Source organism: Alistipes sp. ZOR0009 (assembly GCF_000798815.1).
In the GTDB taxonomy this organism is placed as follows: Bacteria; Bacteroidota; Bacteroidia; order Bacteroidales; family ZOR0009; genus Acetobacteroides.
In genome coordinates, this window is the sequence record NZ_JTLD01000033.1 from 69,115 (window position 1) to 87,939 (window position 18,825).

An 18,825-nucleotide genomic window follows, 5' to 3' on the forward strand; every position below is an offset into this window, starting at 1 on the left:
CATATGGAGGCAAAGTATTACGTATCGGAGAATGGTAAGGTGAGATGCTTGCTCTGTCCGCACAGATGCGCCATTGCCGAGGGGAAATCGGGTATTTGTAGGGTGCGTAAAAACATTAATGGGCGGTTAACCGCCATCAGCTACGGGCTGATATCCGCTTTGGCGCTCGATCCCATCGAGAAGAAGCCGTTATACCACTTCTATCCTGGTTCAAAGATCCTTTCGTTAGGAAATGTTGGGTGTAACTTTGCGTGTCAGTTTTGTCAAAACCATGTTATTGCGCAGGCGGTAGAGTTTGACTTTGATAGGTATGAGCAAAATATCGCCCCAGACTTTGTGGTTAAGAAAGCAAAGGCTGCAGTGGCCGATGGAAACATTGGCGTTGCATATACCTACAACGAGCCAACCGTTGGCTTCGAGTTTATGCTCGATATTGCCAGCCGGGTAAAGGCTAAGGGGCTAAAGAATGTAATGGTATCAAATGGTTTTATCGAAACTGAGCCATTAAAGGAGCTTCTAGATGTTGTTGATGCCTTTAATATCGATTTGAAGTCGAGCACTAACGAGTTTTATGCGCACTTACTGGGTGGCAAGCGCGATCCTGTTCTGAATACGCTCCTAGAGATAGATAGAGCTGGCAGACATTTGGAGATAACCTACCTTGTTATTCCTGACGAGAACGATAATCGTGGGGAGTTTCGTAAAACTTGCCAATGGATTGCTTCCAATTTGGGGCCATCTACCGTTTTGCATGTTACCCGCTACTTTCCTAACTACCATTTTAACCAACCGCCAACGTCGCTTACCTCCATTCTCGATTTGTACGGTATTGCAAGGGAGCATCTGCAGCATGTGTATCTTGGGAATACGGGTATGTCGGAGTATAGCAACACCTACTGCGACCATTGCGGGAAGCTAATGGTGGAGCGGCGAAGCTATCAGGCCAACCTGCTGGGATTATCGAAGGACGGTAAGTGTTTGGGATGCGGTAATGTTGCATGGTAAAACAAATGAAGATGAGCATCAGGGAGAATTATGCCGAAGGTCGGTTTTATGGTAGCACTGCAAGCGCAATTACTCGCGTTTTTGACGATGCGGTTGCAGCCGAGCGTCCTTCTATTTGCTATTCGCTAAAAGATAAGGTGATTTGGGGCGGTGTTGTGCCCCATGCTGGCCATGTGTACTGCGCTCGCGAAGCTGTACATTTCTTCGAGATCGTAAAGGCAAGCGGAGTTTTGTTTGATACGGTCGTTCTTATCAATCCAAACCATACAGGTTACGGCGATGCTGTTTCTATTGACAGCCATTCGCACTGGAAAACCCCTTTAGGGGTGGTTGAGGTTGATATGGAGCTTGCCAATTTGATGAATGTTCCTATTAGTGATGCCGCTCAGCGGTTGGAGCATTCTGCCGAAGTTGTTCTTCCGTTTATACAGCATTTTTTAGGCGATACGATTCGGCTTCTTCCTATCAACATGCGCGATCAGAGCTACAGAAGTGCCACCAATTTAGCCGCCGAACTTCGTTTAGCCGTTACGTCCTTACAGCGTAAGGTGCTGGTTGTCGCTTCTTCCGATTTTAACCATTTTAAAAGGCCGCAGGTGGGCTATGAGCTCGACAGCTACGCCTTGGAGGCTCTTTTGAAGTTCGATCTTCAAGAATTTGAGCGCAGGGTGAAGGATAAGAAGGTTTCTATTTGCGGCTATGGAGCCATTATGGCGCTGCTGCAGTACGCCATGCTGGTTGACGAGCAGCCTAAGGTGGATGTGCTTCGGCGTGGGCACTCCGGCGAGGTGTTTCGCTCCGATGAGGTGGTCGATTATGTATCTTTGCTGGTTTACAGCGAATAACATTCAAACTATTTATGGAGATTTCGGGAATGTTGTAACTTAGTAGCTAATATTTTTTATTTCTTGCAGGTTACTTTTTTTGAAATCGTTGTAGATGGATAGTTTAATGGACAACAATAGGCACTTTAGTGGTTGCAACCAGCTGGGAAGCTTGTCGTGGTTGGCTGTTCTTACTGATTTTTTGGTAGGTGCTGGGCTGTTTTTGCTGCTGGGGATTTTCTCTGGCGGTTTCTCATTTACAAATATTTTTCTTTTTGCTGTTCTTGCGTTTGCTCTTCTTTGGACTTGGAGTAGGCTTAAGTGGTTTGCGATATTCTCGCGCCGAGCAGAAGGATTTAGATGGATTGCTACCCTTCTTGTGACGTTGTTTGTGCTGGCGCTGATGGCTGTTTTTTCGGTGGCTCCTAAGCTTCCTGCAATTTATCCAACACTTTTACTCCTCTCTATACTGACTTTGCTGATGGCGCTTTGGCGTAGCCTCGTTTCTTTTAGACATGTCGCCCTGACGCTGTACAAAAGCCACTTTATAAGCTTCCTTACTGCCTTTATCCTGCTGTTTTTCTCTATTTGGGTTGACTCTATGGGGCAGCGGCTGCTTTGGGCTGGCGCCATTATGTCCGTTGTGGGCATCCCTTCCATAACTTGGCTGCTGGGACGATATCCTTTGCCCCGAAGGGGAACCGAACTGGTAAGTAGGCATCTACTTTTGGTGACGGCTATCTCGGGATTGGCCATTTTGGAGGTTGCTGCAGGGATAAGGCCCGCAGATATTCCCCGCTTGCTGCTCTTTTTGGAGGTGGCTGCCGTGGTGATGCTGCAGTGGAGAACTGTTGTTTGCTTGCTACGAGCCAATAGCGGCGACGAGGCTAACCATATTCGGATGGAGTATGGCTTTTACGTGGCCTACATCCCCCTAATCCTTTTTGTAGTGGGGGTGAAGTTTGGTGTTGGGAGGCTGGCCATACATGCTGGGGTTCAACCGATGTTTGTGCTGGCTATGGCTGCTGGTGTCGCCGGTTTGCTGCTAACGACTGGCGTTTTGGCATTTCTTTTTGGCAGCCTGCAGCAGCTGCTGGGCGTTTGGGCACGATTGGTTGGCGGGGTGCTGCTGCTGGCACTTGTCCCTTTCGTACTGTTTATCGGATTTGCGAGCATGGTGCATCTGCTGCTGTTGGTGCTGGCGCTGGTTGCCGTTGCCGACTGGCTTTTGTCCCGACGTGTGCGCCACTAGCCGTCTTCTTTTTCCATCTTTCCCTTTTTTGGTAAGGTAAGCCTCGCGGTAAGGCTATGATTAGCCGATACGATGGCACTATTTATCCTTTTGGCAAGGTATCTGGCAATCCTGCTGACGGATGTATGCGCTTATTGAGGGTTAATTTACTTAAGAAATGCATTTTGCTACTCAACTTTCGGCTAAAGCGCTACCTTTGCGGAAATTATTTTCCTTATGATACAAATTGACAACGTCATACTCAGCTTAAACGTGTTTGAGAAGCAGTTTTGCTGCGATTTAACCAAGTGTCTCGGCGAATGCTGCGTTGATGGGGAGTCGGGGGCGCCTGTTGAGGAGGCCGAGATTGCCGAAATGGAGCGCGAGTACGAGAATTGGAAGCCTTACATGACTGCTGAGGGGATTGCGGCCGTTGAGGCGCAGGCTGTTGTTGTAAAAGATATTGAAGGGGAATGGACTACACCGCTTATCGAAGGCTGTGAGTGCGCCTACACCTACGAGGAGAACGGAATAACCCTTTGCGCGATAGAAAAGGCGCATGCCGAAGGCAAAACAACCTTCCGTAAACCCGTTTCGTGCCACCTTTATCCAATTAGGGTGAAGAATTTTTCGGGCGGATTGGTTGGTGTGAACTACGACCGTTGGCAAATTTGCGGTCCGGCTCGCATTTTAGGCGAAAAGCTTGGCCTTCCTGTTTACAAGTTCCTCAAGGAGCCCATTATCCGCAAGTTTGGTGAAGAGTTTTACCAAAAGATTGAGGAGGCGGCAGATATGCTTGCCCTGGAGGACGGCAATGAGTAGCTTTCTTTCAATTTAAAGCTGATTTCAACATATTTCATTATAATTATTAAAACAATCCTCGAATTCTCGGGGATTGTTTATTTTAGGGCAACCATAAACTAATAGAAAATGAGTAATATTAAATCTTATATTGACGAGAATAAGGAGCGCATTCTTGACGAACTTTTCGGACTAATTCGCATTCCTTCGATTTCTTCGCAGACCGACCACAAGGCAGACATGCTTAAAGCTGCCGACTACATTAAGGAAGCCATCCTTAAAGCGGGAGCTGATAGGGCAGAGGTTATCCCTTCTGACGGTAACCCTGTTGTATTTGGCGAAAAGATTGTTGATCCTGCCGCTCCAACCGTGCTTATTTACGCGCACTACGACGTTATGCCGGTTGATCCTATTGAGTTGTGGACTTCAAATCCGTTTGAACCCGTAATCCGCGATGGTAAGATTTACGCCCGTGGCGCTAACGACGATAAGGGGCAGATGTTTATCCAGCTAAAGGCTTTTGAATACCTTGTAAAGACTGGACAGCTGAAGACCAACGTTAAGTTTATGATTGAGGGTGAGGAGGAGATCGGCTCGCCTAGCCTTGAGGCTTGGGCAAAGAAGCATAAGGAGCTTGTTGCTGCCGATGTTATCCTAGTGTCTGACACTGGTATGATTGCCGAAGACGTTCCTACCATTACCCAAGGGCTCCGCGGCTTGGCCTACATGGAGGTTGAGGTAACAGGTCCTAACCGCGACCTACACTCTGGCCTTTTTGGAGGTGCAGTTGCCAATCCTATCAACGTGCTTGCAAAGATGATTGCTTCGTGCATCGATGATAACGGCCATATCACCATTCCTGGCTTCTACGACGACGTTCTTGAGGTATCGGCCGAAGATCGCGCCATGCTAGCTAAGGCTCCTTTCGATTTGGAGACCTACAAGAAGGCGTTGGATATCGAGGAGGTAGAGGGCGAGGCTGGTTTTTCGACCAACGAGCGCACCGGTATCCGTCCATCGCTTGATGTTAACGGAATATGGGGCGGTTATACCGGCGAGGGATCTAAAACGGTTACTCCAAGCAAGGCTTTTGCCAAGATATCGATGCGCTTGGTGCCCGATCAGGATTACCACAAGATTTCGGATCTATTTAAGGCGCACTTCGAGGCCATTGCTCCAAAGAGCGTGAAGGTTAAGGTTACCGCGCATCACGGTGGTTACCCTTACGTTGCTCCAAGTAACCATCCGGGCTACATTGCGGCATCGAAGGCATACGTTGATTCGTACGGCGAGCTACCTATTCCTGTACGTAGCGGCGGTAGTATTCCAATCATCACCACCTTCGAAAAGGTGCTGGGCCTTAAGTCTATTTTAATGGGCTTTGGCTTGGAGTCGGATGCCATCCACTCGCCAAACGAAAACTTCTCTGTTAGCCGCCTATTTAAGGGTATTGAAACGGTTAGCTACTTTTACTCGCACTTTAACGAGGAGATGAAGAAGTAGAATAAAATACTTGTAATATTCGCAGATAAGGCCGTTCTCCCTACGAGGACGGCCTTGTTTGTTTTCGGTTGGATATCCTACTATGGCGATACTTGCATTGTAGAGCGCGTTACTACCGCTATAAAGGTTGCTTGATGTTGCACAAAGGTGACTTGCGGCTTTACGGACGCCAATAATTGGTAAACAAGAGGCATTAATCGCTTTATTGAGGCCATTAATTGTTGTATTGAAGCCAATAATTTGGAAACTGATGGCATTAATTGCGTTATTGACGCCAATAATTGTTGTATTGACGGCATTAATTGCTTTATTGAAGCCATTAATTGGAAATCAGATGGCATTAATTGCTTTACGGACGGCAATAATTGGAAATCAAACGGCATTAATTACGTTACGGATGGCATTAATTGGAAATCAAATGGCATTAATTACCGTTACGGACGCAATTAATTGCCTATCAAGTGGCATTAATTGCTGTATAGACGCCGTTAATTGGTAGTCGAGCCGCATTAATTACTATCAAGAAGGTACTTGTATTAGGGTAAGCATCTTCCGATTGATGGCGAAGGACGCTTGTTGAGGGCGGAGATGTATTACTGGCTGTTGGATGATCGTAGTGAGTCGATCAAATGGCGTATGGCGGCGATTGGATGGCTAAAAAGCATTCGTGGTCCGGCATAGCGCATCACGTTTCTTATTTCTTGGCGCATGGACGGCTTGTAGCAGTGAATGGGGCATTTTGCGCACACGGGCTTTGCCTCCCCAAACTTGCAGCGTGCTACCCTTTCGAGCGCGTACTGCCTTAACGCGCTACAGCTTTGGCAAAGTTCCCCGTTGGGCTCGTGCTTTGCCTTGCAGTACATGGCTATCATCTTTACGATTGTTCTTTTTTCGCGTTCTATCCTCATTTGTAAGGGTAAAATAAAAGGTGCGATACATTCGCACCTTAATTATAGTGATTTGCTGGATACTTTTTAAAACTTATAGTCCCCTATTTTTTAGGAGTACGTCCATTTCGTCTCTAACCTCCTTGGCTGCGAGTGCGGCGGCCTCGGCAAATCGGGTGGAGCTGTCGGCATAGATGATGGCTCGCGAGCTATTTACGAGAAGTCCGCAGGTATCGTTCATTCCATACTTGGCAACCTCGCTAAGGCTTCCACCTTGTGCGCCGACACCGGGCACTAGCAGGAAGTGGTTGGGAACAATTTTGCGGACGTCGGTAAGCATTTCGGCCTTGGTGGCGCCAACCACGTACATGATGTTGTTTACGGAGCCTGTTTGGGCTGTTTTTAGCAGCACCTCCTCGTATAGCTTGCGTCCGGTGGCGGCATTTACCATCATTTGGTAGTCGAATGCCGAGGGGTTGGAGGTTAGCGCAAGGATGATGCTCCATTTGTCGTTATACTTGAGGAATGGCGTCATGGTATCGTCGCCCATATAGGGAGAAAGCGTTACTGCATCGAATCCAAAACCTTCAAAGAATGCCTTAGCGTACATTTCGGAGGTATTGCCGATATCACCACGCTTGGCATCGGCGATAATAAACATCTCGGGGTAGCTTTCGCGGATGTAGCTAACGATTTTTTCTAAGCTTCTCCATCCTGAAATACCCATCGACTCGTAAAATGCCAAGTTGGGCTTGTAGCTTACCGCGTATTGGGCGGTAGCATCAACAATGGCCTTGTTAAATTCGAAGATGGGGAACTCCGTGTTGAGGAGGTGTTGAGGAATTTTGGATATGTCGCTGTCTAGGCCAACGCAAAGAAAGCTTCGCTTTTTTTGAATCTGCTCAAAGAGCTGCTGTGCATTCATATTTGGATGATGTTGGGTTTTTACAATAAAAGAGCGGACATAAAAATATCCGCTCCAATTATTATACTAGCTGAGTTCGCTTTCTTTAAGTCTTTCAGAATTTTCGGTAAACTGTAGCTTATCGATAAGATCCTGAATTTCGCCATCCATAAACGCCGGTAGGTTGTACACGGTGTAGTTGATGCGGTGATCGGTGATACGACCTTGAGGGTAGTTGTAGGTGCGAATCTTTGCAGAGCGGTCGCCCGTAGATACAAGGGTTTTACGTTGCTTTGCAATTTCGTCCATGTGCTTTTGGTACTCCATATTGTAGATACGGGTACGGAGCTCGTTAAGGGCCTTCTCAAAGTTCTTGATTTGCGACTTTTCGTCCTGACATTGAACAACGATGCCAGTAGGTGCGTGGGTAAGGCGTACCGCCGAGTAGGTGGTATTTACCGATTGCCCTCCAGGACCTGAAGAGCAGTAGGTGTCCTTACGAATATCGTTCATGTTGATTTGAACATCAACCTCGTCGGCTTCGGGAAGAACGGCAACGGTGGCCGCAGAGGTGTGGACACGTCCCTGTGTTTCGGTTTGTGGTACGCGTTGTACGCGGTGAACGCCCGATTCGTACTTTAGGGTTCCGTATACCTTATCGCCAGAAACCTTTAGCACGATTTCCTTGTAGCCACCAGCAGTTCCTTCGGAGTAGCTGGTAACTTCGGTGCGCCAACCCTTTTTTTCGAAGTACTTGCTGTACATGCGGTAGAGGTCTCCTGCAAAGATTGCGGCCTCATCACCACCAGTACCGCCACGAATTTCGAGGATGGCGTCCTTTGCATCTTGAGGGTCGGATGGAATAAGCATGAACTTGATGCTATCTTCGAGTTCGGTTTGCTCAGCCTCTAGCCCGTCGATTTCCATCTTTGCCATTTCGCGCATCTCATCATCCTTTTCGGTGGCAAGCACCTCTCTGTTGAATGAAAGATTGCTGATTACATTTTTATATCGTTCGTATGCGGCAACAACTGGTTCAAGATCGCGGTATTCCTTGTTGAGGGCAATAAATTTCTTCATGTCGGAAATTACATCCGGGTCGGTAATTTGTTGTCCAATCTCTTCGAACTTAATCTTGATAAACTCCAGTCGGCTCAGGAAAGAATTCTCTGACATAGTATTATCTTCTTCGTATAATTGGGTGCAAATTTACAACTTTCCCCCAAATTGCCGAATATATGGCAGAAATCTCTACTAATTAGAACTTAATGTTTCAGAAAAGGCAATGTAGGGGCGGAGGGTTGATGGAAATAAAAATCCCCAACCGGTTTATGGTTGGGGATTTTGCTATGTGGTGCTATTTTTTCCAGCCTTTAAGCTTTAAAATTTTGTGGAAGATCTCGTAGTTTTCGTAGATTCCTTGGAAGGTTTCGGCTCCAGGACCGTAGGCAAATACGGGAATTAGGGTTCCGCTGTGCGCGCCAGTAGAGTACTTAACGGTGTAGTCGCCGTATTCCTCGCTTAGGCTGTTCGTTTCGACAGGAGGAAGGGTAACTCCGCCTGTTTCGTGGTCGGCAAAAACGAGCACAAGGGTGTTTTTATCCTTTTTTGCAAAATCTAGAGCAACTCCAATGGTTTTGTCGAAATCGGCCATTTCGGCTCTAAGCATTTCAGTGTCGTTACCATGGCAAGCCCAGTCTATTTGCGAGCCTTCAACCATCATTACAAAGCCCTTTTTGTTTTCGTTTAAAAGGTTGATGGTTTTTTCTACTGCACGGGGCAGGTAGTTTCCTCTGTCCTTATTGGCAGCCTTCATGTGGTCGTCGGCAAGAATAACCATCGACTTTTTGTTTTGAGAGGCGAAGTAGGAGCTGGTATCGGTGTATACGGAGTATCCTCTGTCTTTTACTTTTTGGATAAGATCCTTGCCGTCTTTTCTTTTTGCGAAGTACTTCATGCCTCCACCAACAAGCAAGTCGATATTGGCGTTGGCAATATCGTTGGCAATCTCTTCGCCCATGCTACGATTGGGCTGATGTGCCGAGAAGGCCGCAGGAGTGGCGTGCGTTAGAGCGCAGGTTACTACGATACCTGTCGCTGCGTTGTTTTTCTGGGCAACCTCCATGAGGTTTGGCTTGATGGTTTTGTTCACATCAACGCCAACGGCTCCATTGTAGGTTTTCTCTCCAATGCCAAATGCGCTACCGCCAGCTGCCGAGTCGGTGATTTTTCCATCGGCACAGTAGGTTTTGATAGAGCCTATGCTGTTAAAGCGCTCGAAGTTGGATGCTCCCTTGGTGTCTAGAATTCTAAGGGCGACGGTGTTGTATCCCATTCCATCGCCTATCATGATGATAACGTTTTTAGGCGCTTTTTGAGCTTGAGCTGCAATTGCTCCTAATGCGAGGATGGCAACGAGTATTCTTCTCATAAATATTTTAGTTTTTGACAAAACGTCTTTAGGCGTGCTAAGTTCTCCTTTTTTCTTTAAAAAGGGAGTGTTTAACGAAAAATTAATACCATGATAGCTATTGTGTGTCTCGCGTTGTTGAAGTATGTATGGTCATATCTTAACGGGGGAAATTGGCAGTTCGTCCAAAAAAGGATGTAATTAGTCGATTTCCTATTGAGGTATTGCAATTATAGGTTTAGTTTTGAACTATCAAATTTGTTGAACTTAATCGCCGTTATATGAAACATTCATGCTGTTCCCATTCCAATACGATGAAGAAGATTGTACTGGGCCTTACTCTTATTGCTGCAGGTATAATATTTATGCTCGATAAGATGAATCTTATTACGCCAGAAGTTAAAGATTGGCTTTTTACTTGGCCCATGCTTCTGATGGCTATAGGTGTTGTGAATTTATTTAGTAAGGACAGCTTTGTGGCCGGGCTAATTTTGATAATGGTAGGAGGCTTTTTCTTAATCCCCAAAATTATATTCTTCCCTTTCAACTTCTTTAGCATGTTTTGGCCTTTGCTGCTCATTGGTGCTGGTGTTTTGGTGATACTAAAGCATTCTTTTGGAAGAGCGCCAAGGGAACGTTATGACTACTTTAGGCATAGCAGAATGGGTGAAGATGGTGCTACAAATACTACGACTGCAACTCCGAATGTGGATGGATATGTTGAGGATTTCAACCTTTTTGGAGGGTCGAAGCGCAAAATGAATTCGAAGTTTAGAGGTGGTAAGTTTGTGAATATTTTTGGCGGGGCCGAGGTTGATTTGTCTCAGGCAATCATAGATGGCGACACAGCAATGATCGAGACCATTTGCGTGTTTGGCGGTGTCACCCTTTTTGTGCCTTCTGACTGGGAAGTTCATGTTGAGGTTGTTTCTATTCTTGGAGGATTTAGCGATAAGCGTAGCTACGTAAGAACAAGCGTTGGCGAAAACAAAAAAGTTCTTGTAGTTAAAGGTGTTTGCGTGTTTGGTGGTGGCGAAATAAAAAGTGTTTAAACCTTGCTAGATGATTAGCCATCCACTTACAAACAATAAAGTTCTTGCATACGGGTATGTCATTATTTGGGCATTCATATTTACCTTGAATAGCTTTTTAGGGTATTTCTATGGCAATGCTCCTATTGCAGAGCTGCTAGGCGGAAATTTGATTTTCTGCTTAGTTTTTGCAATCCTTTCGCTTCCGTTATGGTATACCGTTAGCAGCTGCCGCGAGCAGCGTTCGTGGAGTGCTTTTATGCTGAACCATTTGGCAACTGCTGCTATATTTATTGTGGTTTGGTTTAGCATAAGCTATAATGTTGATGTCTTTTTCTTCCCTAATGGAAAAACGGCGTCGATCCCTGTCGAAGATCATTTACCTTTTGTTGTTTTGCAGGGCGTTATGGGCTATACAATAGTTGTTATGGCCTACTATCTTCATATGTATGCCAACGATTTACGAAGTAAGCACGAAAAGGAAATGCAGCTACAGCGCTCTTTGAAGGAGGTTGAAATAAGTATGCTTCGTTCTCAAATCAATCCTCATTTCCTTTTTAATAGCCTAAACTCCATAAGTTCGCTAACAATGGTTGATGCCGAGCGGGCACAAGAAATGGTTATAAAGTTGTCAGATTACATGCGCTATACCGTATCGCAAGAGAAATCGGTAATGGCAACACTCGGGAGAGAAATCGATAATATTCACCGTTATCTCGATATCGAGAAAACGAGGTTTGGTTCTAAGCTTCAGTACAAATTTGATATCGATGATGATTCTGTAGAGGCTGCCATTCCAGGGATGATTCTTCAGCCTCTCTACGAGAACGCCATCAAGCATGGAGTGTACGAAAGTACAGAGCCAATTTTGATCGAAACAAGGGCATTTATGGATGACGATGTTTTAATTGTTTCCATAAAAAATAACTATCAGATTGGCGCACCAATGGTTGCAGGCGCCGGAATTGGACTCCGAAATATAGCAGAGCGGCTTAAACTTATTTACCAGAACGAAACGCTACTGCGCATAAAGAACGAAAATCAGCAATTTGAGGTTACGCTTATTATACCACCTGTAAAAAGTAGAGGCAAATGATACGGGCGTTAATAGTAGATGATGAGGAGCCAGCAAGGTTACTGGTTCGTAAGTTTCTTTCCGATTTTACGGATGTTGAAATTGTAGGAGAGTGCGAAGATGGCCTTTCTGCCGCAAAGTGTATTAACGAGCACAGGCCTGAGATGATTTTCTTGGACGTTCAGATGCCGAAGATATCGGGATTTGAGTTGCTCGAAATTATAGAGCATAAACCGCATGTAATTTTTACAACAGCATACGATAGCTACGCGATCAAGGCATTCGACGAAAATGCTGTAGATTACCTTTTGAAGCCGTTCTCTCGCGAGCGATTCGCCGAAGCGGTTCGTAAGGTAATGGCTCGTATTTCCAACCAGATTGATCAGAACTATAGCGAGGTGATTGCCTTGGCTGAGGGGAAAACGGAAATTTTACAGCGTATTGCGGTAAAATCGGGCAGCCGTATAGAGGTTATACCTGTTAGTGGGGTTATATTTTTGGAATCGGAAGGCGATTACGTGGTAATCCACACGAAGGAGGGGCGATTCTTAAAGGAAAAGACGATGAAGTATTTCGAGCAGCATCTGGATCCTAATACATTTATTCGTATCCATCGTTCGTATATCATAAACGTAAATGAAATTAGCCGAATAGAGCTGTTTGAAAAGGAAAGCTACCTTATTAAGCTCAAAAATGGCGCACAGGTTAAGGCAAGCAATGCGGGATATAAGGCCCTGAAGGAGATGCTTAATATATAGAAAGAAATGCGGAGCTTGTCTCCGCTTTTCTTTTATTCCTTAAAATTTAGGGAGAAATGACAGGTAAGCTCCGACTAATATTATGGGATAAACTATAAGAATAATAATAGAGAGAAGTCCAAATGAAATAAACATTCGCTTTAGATGCCTAAAAGCCTTTTCTGCTCGCTCTGTGGATTCTTGAGCAATCGCTTTTTTTGTATGTGCCGAAAATCGAGCTAAATGGTAAACTGGGATAAGGTACAGAACACCAACTATTAGGTAAAAGCCTAAGATTAGCTCTCCTGGAACAGAATAGTATGGTGACATTAGGCTAAACGAGCTGCCTACAAAGGCTCCAATAGCCAGTATTACCACGATAACTAAAAATCCAACAGCTGATAGAAAAAGAGTCCACCTACGAGTTACCTCTAGGTGCTGTAGAGTTTGACGATTAAGCCATACTCCCTGTTTTTTCTGGGTGTCTTCCATATTTATACCTGTTACTAGTAGGGTAATGCTGGCTGCTAATTTATAAGATTTTTAGATGTATGGTTCGTTTTTAAACGCAAAAAGGCTACCCGTTTAGGTAGCCTTTTGATATATTCTTGTATAATTCTAATGTTCGGCCAAGAAAATGTAGCGGACAACGACTAGCACAAAAAGGATGTACATCATCCAGTGTACCTGTTTCCATTTACCGGTGCAAACTTTTAATGCAGTGTAGAAAACGATACCTGCTGCAATACCGTTGGCGATATTGTAGGTGAAAGGCATCATAATAAAGGTAATGAAGGCAGGAAATCCTTCGGTAAAGTCGTTAAAGTCGATTTCTTTAATGCTCGATACCATAAGCAAACCAACAATGATAAGTGCTGGTGCGGTTGCGGCGCTAGGAATAAGTAGCGCAAGAGGGGCTAGCACTAGGGCTAAAAGAAAAAGAACCCCAGTTGTTACGGCGGTAAGCCCCGTTCTTCCTCCTTCGCCAATACCTGCAGCGCTTTCTACGTAAGCAGTAATGGTTGATGTTCCTAAGAATGCACCAAACGATACCCCAAAAGCATCAACGAGCATTGCCTTGCCAATTTTGGGCGAGTTACCCTTCTCGTCTATCAGGTTGGCCTTGCGGGCTGTACCTACAAGCGTTCCGAAGGTGTCGAATAGCTCCACAAAGGTGAAGGTAAATACGACGGTCCAAATACCCATGTTGAGGGCAGCCTTAATATCGAGCGCACCTACTGCTAGGTTCGAGAAGTCGGGTAGCGCAAATGGGGTAAAGTTTTCAGGAATTTGAGTTACGCCCATTGGAATTCCGATGAGGGTAGTGGCTATAATTCCGATAAGCAGCGATCCCTTTACGCGAAGCGCCATAAGCAGCACCGAGATAAACAGCCCGATGATGGCTAGCGACATGGCTGGATTGCTGAAGTTGCCCAACCCGATGTTCCACTCGAAGAACTTAAGCGTGGCGGGCATGTTCGGAGCAGCCGTAATTTGTTGTATGGTTGGAGGGATAAGCGACGCTTTTACCACCATAATTTCGGAAAGCTTAATTCCGATTACAGTAATAAATAGACCAATACCCACGGTAATGGCCACCTTTAGCGAGTTGGGAACGGCCACCACCAGCAGCTGGCGAACTTTGGTAACCGTAAGGATGATGAAAATAATCCCCGAAATGAATACGGCACCAAGGGCAGCTTGCCAAGGCATTCCTACGCCCTGTACGGCGATAGCTGCAAAAAAGGCGTTAAGTCCCATACCAGGAGCAAGGGCAATAGGGAAGTTGGCTACAAGTCCCATTGCGATGGATACGACTCCTGCCGCTACAGCGGTTGCAAAGAAAATGGCGTTGGGGTGCATCCCAGTTCCCGAAAGGATGTTCGGATTAAGAAAAAGGATGTAAGCCATGGTAACAAACGTGGTGATCCCCGCAACGATTTCGGTTTTCACGTTTGTGTTTTGCGCCTTAAGCTTAAATAATTTCTCCAACATAAGTGTTAGGGTTTATAAGTGATAACGGTATTGATAAATCTTGGTTCCAAGAAACTTCTCTATCAGGTCCAGCTGGCGCCTTTCCTTTTTGCTGACAAAGGTCATGGCCACGCCGTCGGCTTGGGCGCGGGCGGTACGGCCTACACGGTGCACGTAGTCTTCCGGATCGTGGGGCACATCGAAGTTTACCACTAGGTCGATATTCTCCACGTCAATACCGCGGGCGATGATGTCGGTGGCCACCAGCAGCTGCAGCTCGCGCGAGCGGAAGCGAAGCATTACCGCCTCGCGCTCCTTCTGCTCGAGGTCGGAGTGGATGGCACCAACGTTCATGTGTGCCGCCTTAAGCGTCTTTTCGATCTGCTTTACTTTTGACTTGGTGGAGGAGAAGATGACTACGCTTTTGATGTCGGTTTTACCTTGTAGCAGCTTGAGGAGGATGCTGTACTTTTCGGGGTCTTCGGCCATGCATACGGCCTGTAGAATATTTTCGGCGGGTTTGGAGGTCGACAGGTTGATCTCGACGGGGTTGTTTAAGATCTTCTTGGCCAGCTTGCGAATCTTGTCGGGCATGGTGGCCGAAAACATGACGGTTTGCCTTTTGGCCGGCAGCTTGGCGGCGATGGCGGTGATGTCTTCCTGAAATCCCATGTCGAGCATTCGGTCGGCCTCGTCGAGGATGAAGTGCTCAATCCCATCCAGCTTAAAGTAGTCGAAGTTGAGGTGGGTGATCAGCCGGCCCGGGGTGGCGATGATGATGTCGGCGCCGTTAATCAGGGCGGCCTTCTGGGTCTCCCACAGCATCGAGTCGTTTCCGCCGTACACGGCCACCGAGGTGGCGGGGGTGAAGTAGCTGAAGCCCATTATCTGCTGGTCTATCTGTATGGCCAGCTCGCGGGTGGGGACTAAGATGAGCGTGGTGGCCTTGTTGTGGCTCTGCCTGTTGGCGAGCTTATGTATGACGGGGAGTACGAAGGCGGCCGTTTTTCCTGTTCCTGTTTGCGCGCAGGCTATAAGGTCTTTGTCGTCGAGTATTACCGGTATAGCTAGCTCTTGAACGGGGGTAGGCTTCGTAATGTTCATGGCATCTAGCCCCTCTAAAACGCCGCTACTTAAATTTAGTTCGTTAAACTCCAAGTTCTGTAGTATTTAGTTATCCGCAAAAATAGGAATAAATGTAGTACGTACGACATCACACGTGAGCTATTGTTTTACCATGTTGCTCATATCCCCCCTTAAAATGCGGAGGTTGGCGTTTGCGGGCGCCATTTTTTTGTGGCAGGGGCGGCTGGGACAGGGGGCAACGGCCGATTTGCGGCGCACGGGGTGCTGGCTGGGATAAAAAAAGGGGGAGGATACGCCCTTGCGCGCCATCCTCCCAAAAGATCAGCCCACCGCTTTCGTCCGGAAGGAGTGGGCTGTGGCTGTTGGAATATAAAGGAATATTGAGTTCTACTGCTTGTCGGCGGGGTTACCGTCCTGGTACTTTTGCCTGATGGTTAGGAACCGGCTGAAGATTTGCTGCTGCAGCGAGCGCCACTCGGGCTTGCCGCTAAACTCGGCGTTGTATAGCACGAAGTCGTAGTAGCGGTTGATCGATTTTTCCATCTTACGGCGCAGCGTGGAGGCCGATAGGCTGTTGCGGAAGTCGGCAACGTCGGCCTCGCGCTGGTTCCACTCCTGCGTAAACTCGGCCTCGGCGGCCTTGAGCTCCGCCACGTACGGCTCCAGGCCGAGGTCCTTCGCCAGGGCGGCGTTGTCCGGCTCGTCGAGCAGGGCGGTTAGCATTCTAATTTCGGTTGACTCCTGGGTGTTGGGTAGCGGCTGGATGCCCGTAAACTTGTCCAAGCGCAGGCTCAGCGTTTCGGCCTTGCGGGCGATATCGGGGTTGGGCGAGTAGGTTAGCCCGTCTACCACCCGGAATATTCCCGACGCGGCCCTGTCCCTACGCTTGTCGGCCAGCACCACCTTGGGCGAGCTTTCGCTGCTCTTATCGCGCGTTAGGCTACCCTGATATTCGGTGTGGTTGGCCGCAAAGGTGGTGTAGGTTTCGTGGCTTTTTGCCTCGGGGATAGTACACTTTCCTGCTTCCTCTACAATAACGCGGCATACGCTGCTAATGTCGGCTACCGCAAAATGTGTCATGTTGAGCTTTCCCATGGCGAGTCGTTTTTAGTTCGTTCTATTCTTTTTGCTATTTCATTAGAGAGGCCTAACCCCGACGCTGCCGTCGGATACCCCGTTCGTGCTGCTGCTCGCTTCCGACCGCAGTCGGAGGCTCTTCGTGATGCCTTTTTCTACCTCCGACCGCAGTCGGAAGCGCTTTGGGGTGCCTTGAGCTACCTCCGACTACGGTCGGACGTGCTTTTCGATCCAAAGGGTACTTCCGGTCGTAGTCGGAAGCACAATGGGGCATCGGTTGGTACCTCCGACTGCTGTCGGAAGCACTTTATGGGTGCCGTTGGTACGTCCGACTGTAATCGGACGGCCTACATCGGCCTCCTTGCTCAAATGTTTTTAGGGAGGAGTACTGCTCTACCATCACAGCACCACGGTTGTTGTTGGGAACGCCTTCACTTTACATATTCTCACGGATGTTGGGCAACATCGCTTTCCTGGTTCCTCTACTGGTGCTATCCTTACTGCACGTTGCGATACTCTTCGCATGGCGTATACTTCGCCGGTCCTTTTACTTCGCGGTAATCTTCTTGGTGTTAGCGGACTTTAACGGTGTGAATATAGCTAATTAAAATTAACAAACAAATTTTTACGGATAAATATTTGGCGCAAGGCGGCCGGAGGCCTCGTGTTGAGGATGTATTGGGGGTGGGGGATGGCGGATGCTGGCCGCAAAAAGGGGCGGTTGGATGATGAAAATTCGGCAAATAGCCTAAATTTGCGCCCTATGAAATGGAAATCTATCATCAGAATGCTTGGAGCCAAACCCTATACCCACCTATTTTTCGATCTCGACCGCACGCTTTGGGATTTTGAATCGAACGCCGAGCGCACGCTTTCGGACCTGTTTTTCGAGTTTCACCTCGACCAGCACTTCCCCTCGTTCGAGGTCTTTCATGCCACCTACCGGCAGCACAACGAGCGCCTGTGGGCCGAGTACCGCAACGGGCGCATCGAAAAGGCGATGCTGCGCAGCCTCCGCTTTAGGCTAACGCTAAAGTCGGTAAAGGTGAAGGACGATGCGCTGGCCTCGACGCTCGATGCGCGCTACATTGCCGATAGCCCCACCAAAACGGCGCTGATGCCCAACGCCATCGAGGTGATGGACTACCTGCAGCAGCGCGGCTACCGCATGAGCATCATCACCAACGGCTTTAACGAGGTGCAGTGGGTAAAGCTTAAGGCCTGCGGGCTCGAAAAGTACTTCGATACGATGCTAACCTCCGAGAATGTTGGCTTCCAGAAGCCCGATGTCCGCGTGTTTGAGCACGCGCTGCAGGTGGCCCGCTGCAAGCCCTCGCAGGTGCTCATGGTGGGCGACGATTTTGGGGTCGACATCGTTGGGGCGCGCAACGCGGGCATCGACCAGGTGTTCTACAACCCCATCAACGCGGGTAAGAAGTTCGATCCGACGCACGAAATACGGGATTTGGCCGAGCTAAAATCCATCCTATAAGATACAGCAAGTCCCGGTAGCGTTTGCCATCGGGACTTTTTTATTCGCTAGCCGTGTAGGCAAATCAGCTTCAAAATATCCTTATCCACAATTTCTATCTCCTTACCGTTAATTTTGATGATGTGCTCGCGCCGGAACTCCGAAAGAATGCGGATGACGTTTTCGGTGGACATGCCAATGAGCTCGGCAATCTCCTTGCGCGATATCGGGAGCTCGTATATGGGGCTTTGGTAGATGTCGTCGGCAAAGAGCAGCAGGATGTAGGCAATCCGGCCTCGCAGGTTTTTTATGTTGATGTCGTTGTACTTTCGGATAATTTTGTCGGTGGTGCGGCTGATGCGCGCAAGCATGTCTAGGGCAAACTCTCCGTTGGTGCGCACCAAATTCTTAATCTTTTCCAGGTCGAACTCGCAAACTACCGAATTCTCGATGGCGGTAATCGAGAGGTTGTACTTGGTATCGGAAAACACCGAAAGAATGCTTATCAGGTCGAAGGGCTTGGCAATGGAGATTATCTGATCGTACGATGGATCGGCCGTGTGCCGATGCAGCTTTAGCAGGCCGCTCTTAATGTATAGGAACGAGGATATCGGGTCGCCTTCGCTCACAATCTTTTCCCCCTTTCGGACGGTTCGCTCCGTTTTTGAGGAGCAGTAGTCTGCCAGCTCGTCTACGCTAACGTGCTCAAAGATTAGGTTCCTAACAACGCACTCTTTGCAGCTACAAAAATGGCCGTTTTCTCCCATGTTAACTCTGTAGGTATAAGGTTTGACTCGTCCTGTATGATA

At 47.6% G+C, this 18,825-nt stretch carries 20 protein-coding genes; 11 read left to right on the top strand and 9 right to left on the bottom strand.

Annotated elements, in window-relative coordinates; translation table 11 throughout:
* The first annotated feature begins 3 nt into the window (after positions 1-3).
* From amrS to L990_RS10300, 6 genes are all read left to right on the top strand, one after another.
* On the top strand, positions 4-1,005 hold the full coding sequence (gene amrS / locus L990_RS10275) for an AmmeMemoRadiSam system radical SAM enzyme (protein ID WP_047448518.1): 1,002 nt from the start codon (positions 4-6) through the stop codon (positions 1,003-1,005).
* A gap of 11 nt (positions 1,006-1,016) precedes the next feature.
* Positions 1,017-1,850: an AmmeMemoRadiSam system protein B gene (amrB, locus tag L990_RS10280; protein ID WP_197057271.1), complete on the top strand. Its 834-nt coding sequence runs from the start codon at positions 1,017-1,019 to the stop codon at positions 1,848-1,850.
* Between the two features lie 94 nt (positions 1,851-1,944).
* A complete protein-coding gene (locus L990_RS10285) occupies positions 1,945-3,081 on the top strand; it encodes a hypothetical protein (protein WP_156121491.1) in 1,137 nt (378 codons plus the stop codon).
* Positions 3,082-3,297: 216 nt separating this feature from the next.
* Positions 3,298-3,882 carry a DUF3109 family protein gene (locus tag L990_RS10290; RefSeq protein ID WP_047448527.1) on the top strand — a complete coding sequence of 195 codons (585 nt, stop codon included), beginning with the start codon at positions 3,298-3,300 and terminating at the stop codon, positions 3,880-3,882.
* 108 nt (positions 3,883-3,990) lie between these two features.
* Positions 3,991-5,364, top strand: coding sequence for a dipeptidase (locus L990_RS10295; protein WP_047448531.1), 1,374 nt, complete (start codon positions 3,991-3,993; stop codon positions 5,362-5,364).
* Between the two features lie 250 nt (positions 5,365-5,614).
* Entirely contained in the window at positions 5,615-5,863 is a 249-nt protein-coding gene (locus L990_RS10300; RefSeq protein ID WP_047448536.1) for a hypothetical protein, read from the top strand.
* 94 nt (positions 5,864-5,957) lie between these two features.
* Here L990_RS10300 and L990_RS19685 read toward each other — a convergent pair whose 3' ends face one another.
* The 4 genes from L990_RS19685 to L990_RS10320 all read right to left on the bottom strand — a co-directional run bounded on the left by L990_RS19685 (position 5,958) and on the right by L990_RS10320 (position 9,586).
* Positions 5,958-6,272, bottom strand: a complete 315-nt coding sequence (locus tag L990_RS19685) for a nitrous oxide-stimulated promoter family protein (protein ID WP_081981671.1) — start codon at positions 6,270-6,272, stop codon at positions 5,958-5,960.
* Positions 6,273-6,345: 73 nt separating this feature from the next.
* A complete protein-coding gene (pyrF, locus tag L990_RS10310; RefSeq protein WP_047448542.1) occupies positions 6,346-7,176 on the bottom strand; it encodes an orotidine-5'-phosphate decarboxylase in 831 nt (276 codons plus the stop codon).
* Between the two features lie 66 nt (positions 7,177-7,242).
* Complete coding sequence (prfA, locus tag L990_RS10315) at positions 7,243-8,331, bottom strand: peptide chain release factor 1 (protein ID WP_047448545.1); 1,089 nt, start codon at positions 8,329-8,331, stop codon at positions 7,243-7,245.
* Positions 8,332-8,512: 181 nt separating this feature from the next.
* Positions 8,513-9,586 (bottom strand): alkaline phosphatase, encoded by a 1,074-nt coding sequence (locus L990_RS10320; RefSeq protein ID WP_047448548.1) that lies wholly within the window; start codon positions 9,584-9,586, stop codon positions 8,513-8,515.
* Between the two features lie 260 nt (positions 9,587-9,846).
* Between L990_RS10320 and L990_RS10325 the strand changes: the two genes are divergently transcribed.
* Genes L990_RS10325 through L990_RS10335 form a run of 3 tightly spaced genes read left to right on the top strand, consistent with a single transcriptional unit; the run spans position 9,847 to position 12,429 of the window.
* Positions 9,847-10,617, top strand: a complete 771-nt coding sequence (locus L990_RS10325) for a LiaF transmembrane domain-containing protein (protein ID WP_081981672.1) — start codon at positions 9,847-9,849, stop codon at positions 10,615-10,617.
* Between the two features lie 10 nt (positions 10,618-10,627).
* Entirely contained in the window at positions 10,628-11,692 is a 1,065-nt protein-coding gene (locus L990_RS19230; protein ID WP_052180905.1) for a sensor histidine kinase, read from the top strand.
* Positions 11,689-12,429: a LytR/AlgR family response regulator transcription factor gene (locus L990_RS10335; protein WP_047448550.1), complete on the top strand. Its 741-nt coding sequence runs from the start codon at positions 11,689-11,691 to the stop codon at positions 12,427-12,429. The genes L990_RS19230 and L990_RS10335 overlap by 4 nt, the downstream gene beginning before the upstream one ends.
* Before the next feature lie 39 nt (positions 12,430-12,468).
* Here L990_RS10335 and L990_RS10340 read toward each other — a convergent pair whose 3' ends face one another.
* The 4 genes from L990_RS10340 to L990_RS10355 form a co-directional block, all read right to left on the bottom strand.
* Positions 12,469-12,900, bottom strand: a complete 432-nt coding sequence (locus L990_RS10340; protein ID WP_047448553.1) for a hypothetical protein — start codon at positions 12,898-12,900, stop codon at positions 12,469-12,471.
* Between the two features lie 126 nt (positions 12,901-13,026).
* Positions 13,027-14,403 carry an NCS2 family permease gene (locus tag L990_RS10345; protein WP_047448555.1) on the bottom strand — a complete coding sequence of 459 codons (1,377 nt, stop codon included), beginning with the start codon at positions 14,401-14,403 and terminating at the stop codon, positions 13,027-13,029.
* Positions 14,404-14,415: 12 nt separating this feature from the next.
* Complete coding sequence (locus L990_RS10350) at positions 14,416-15,540, bottom strand: DEAD/DEAH box helicase (RefSeq protein ID WP_052180906.1); 1,125 nt, start codon at positions 15,538-15,540, stop codon at positions 14,416-14,418.
* Between the two features lie 315 nt (positions 15,541-15,855).
* On the bottom strand, positions 15,856-16,563 hold the full coding sequence (locus tag L990_RS10355) for a DUF6261 family protein (protein WP_047448559.1): 708 nt from the start codon (positions 16,561-16,563) through the stop codon (positions 15,856-15,858).
* Here L990_RS10355 and L990_RS19980 point away from each other — a divergent pair.
* Positions 16,540-17,106, top strand: a complete 567-nt coding sequence (locus tag L990_RS19980; protein ID WP_156121493.1) for a hypothetical protein — start codon at positions 16,540-16,542, stop codon at positions 17,104-17,106. The genes L990_RS10355 and L990_RS19980 overlap by 24 nt on opposite strands.
* A 202-nt stretch (positions 17,107-17,308) precedes the next feature.
* A complete protein-coding gene (locus L990_RS10360; protein WP_197057272.1) occupies positions 17,309-18,037 on the top strand; it encodes a YjjG family noncanonical pyrimidine nucleotidase in 729 nt (242 codons plus the stop codon).
* A 47-nt stretch (positions 18,038-18,084) separates the two neighbouring features.
* Here L990_RS10360 and L990_RS10365 read toward each other — a convergent pair whose 3' ends face one another.
* Positions 18,085-18,783 carry a Crp/Fnr family transcriptional regulator gene (locus L990_RS10365; protein WP_047448562.1) on the bottom strand — a complete coding sequence of 233 codons (699 nt, stop codon included), beginning with the start codon at positions 18,781-18,783 and terminating at the stop codon, positions 18,085-18,087.
* Between the last annotated feature and the right edge of the window lie 42 nt (positions 18,784-18,825).

Excerpts from the sequence above, each read along its gene's own strand:
- amrS (WP_047448518.1), top strand. The coding sequence starts at position 4 with ATGGAGGCAAAGTATTACGTATCGGAGAATGGTAAGGTGAGATGCTTG.
- amrB (WP_197057271.1), top strand. The coding sequence starts at position 1,017 with ATGAGCATCAGGGAGAATTATGCCGAAGGTCGGTTTTATGGTAGCACT.
- L990_RS10285 (WP_156121491.1), top strand. The coding sequence starts at position 1,945 with ATGGATAGTTTAATGGACAACAATAGGCACTTTAGTGGTTGCAACCAG.
- L990_RS10290 (WP_047448527.1), top strand. The coding sequence starts at position 3,298 with ATGATACAAATTGACAACGTCATACTCAGCTTAAACGTGTTTGAGAAG.
- L990_RS10295 (WP_047448531.1), top strand. The coding sequence starts at position 3,991 with ATGAGTAATATTAAATCTTATATTGACGAGAATAAGGAGCGCATTCTT.
- L990_RS10300 (WP_047448536.1), top strand. The coding sequence starts at position 5,615 with ATGGCATTAATTGCGTTATTGACGCCAATAATTGTTGTATTGACGGCA.
- L990_RS19685 (WP_081981671.1), bottom strand. The coding sequence starts at position 6,272 with ATGAGGATAGAACGCGAAAAAAGAACAATCGTAAAGATGATAGCCATG.
- pyrF (WP_047448542.1), bottom strand. The coding sequence starts at position 7,176 with ATGAATGCACAGCAGCTCTTTGAGCAGATTCAAAAAAAGCGAAGCTTT.
- prfA (WP_047448545.1), bottom strand. The coding sequence starts at position 8,331 with ATGTCAGAGAATTCTTTCCTGAGCCGACTGGAGTTTATCAAGATTAAG.
- L990_RS10320 (WP_047448548.1), bottom strand. The coding sequence starts at position 9,586 with ATGAGAAGAATACTCGTTGCCATCCTCGCATTAGGAGCAATTGCAGCT.
- L990_RS10325 (WP_081981672.1), top strand. The coding sequence starts at position 9,847 with ATGAAACATTCATGCTGTTCCCATTCCAATACGATGAAGAAGATTGTA.
- L990_RS19230 (WP_052180905.1), top strand. The coding sequence starts at position 10,628 with ATGATTAGCCATCCACTTACAAACAATAAAGTTCTTGCATACGGGTAT.
- L990_RS10335 (WP_047448550.1), top strand. The coding sequence starts at position 11,689 with ATGATACGGGCGTTAATAGTAGATGATGAGGAGCCAGCAAGGTTACTG.
- L990_RS10340 (WP_047448553.1), bottom strand. The coding sequence starts at position 12,900 with ATGGAAGACACCCAGAAAAAACAGGGAGTATGGCTTAATCGTCAAACT.
- L990_RS10345 (WP_047448555.1), bottom strand. The coding sequence starts at position 14,403 with ATGTTGGAGAAATTATTTAAGCTTAAGGCGCAAAACACAAACGTGAAA.
- L990_RS19980 (WP_156121493.1), top strand. The coding sequence starts at position 16,540 with ATGTGTCATGTTGAGCTTTCCCATGGCGAGTCGTTTTTAGTTCGTTCT.
- L990_RS10355 (WP_047448559.1), bottom strand. The coding sequence starts at position 16,563 with ATGGGAAAGCTCAACATGACACATTTTGCGGTAGCCGACATTAGCAGC.
- L990_RS10360 (WP_197057272.1), top strand. The coding sequence starts at position 17,309 with ATGAAATGGAAATCTATCATCAGAATGCTTGGAGCCAAACCCTATACC.
- L990_RS10365 (WP_047448562.1), bottom strand. The coding sequence starts at position 18,783 with ATGGGAGAAAACGGCCATTTTTGTAGCTGCAAAGAGTGCGTTGTTAGG.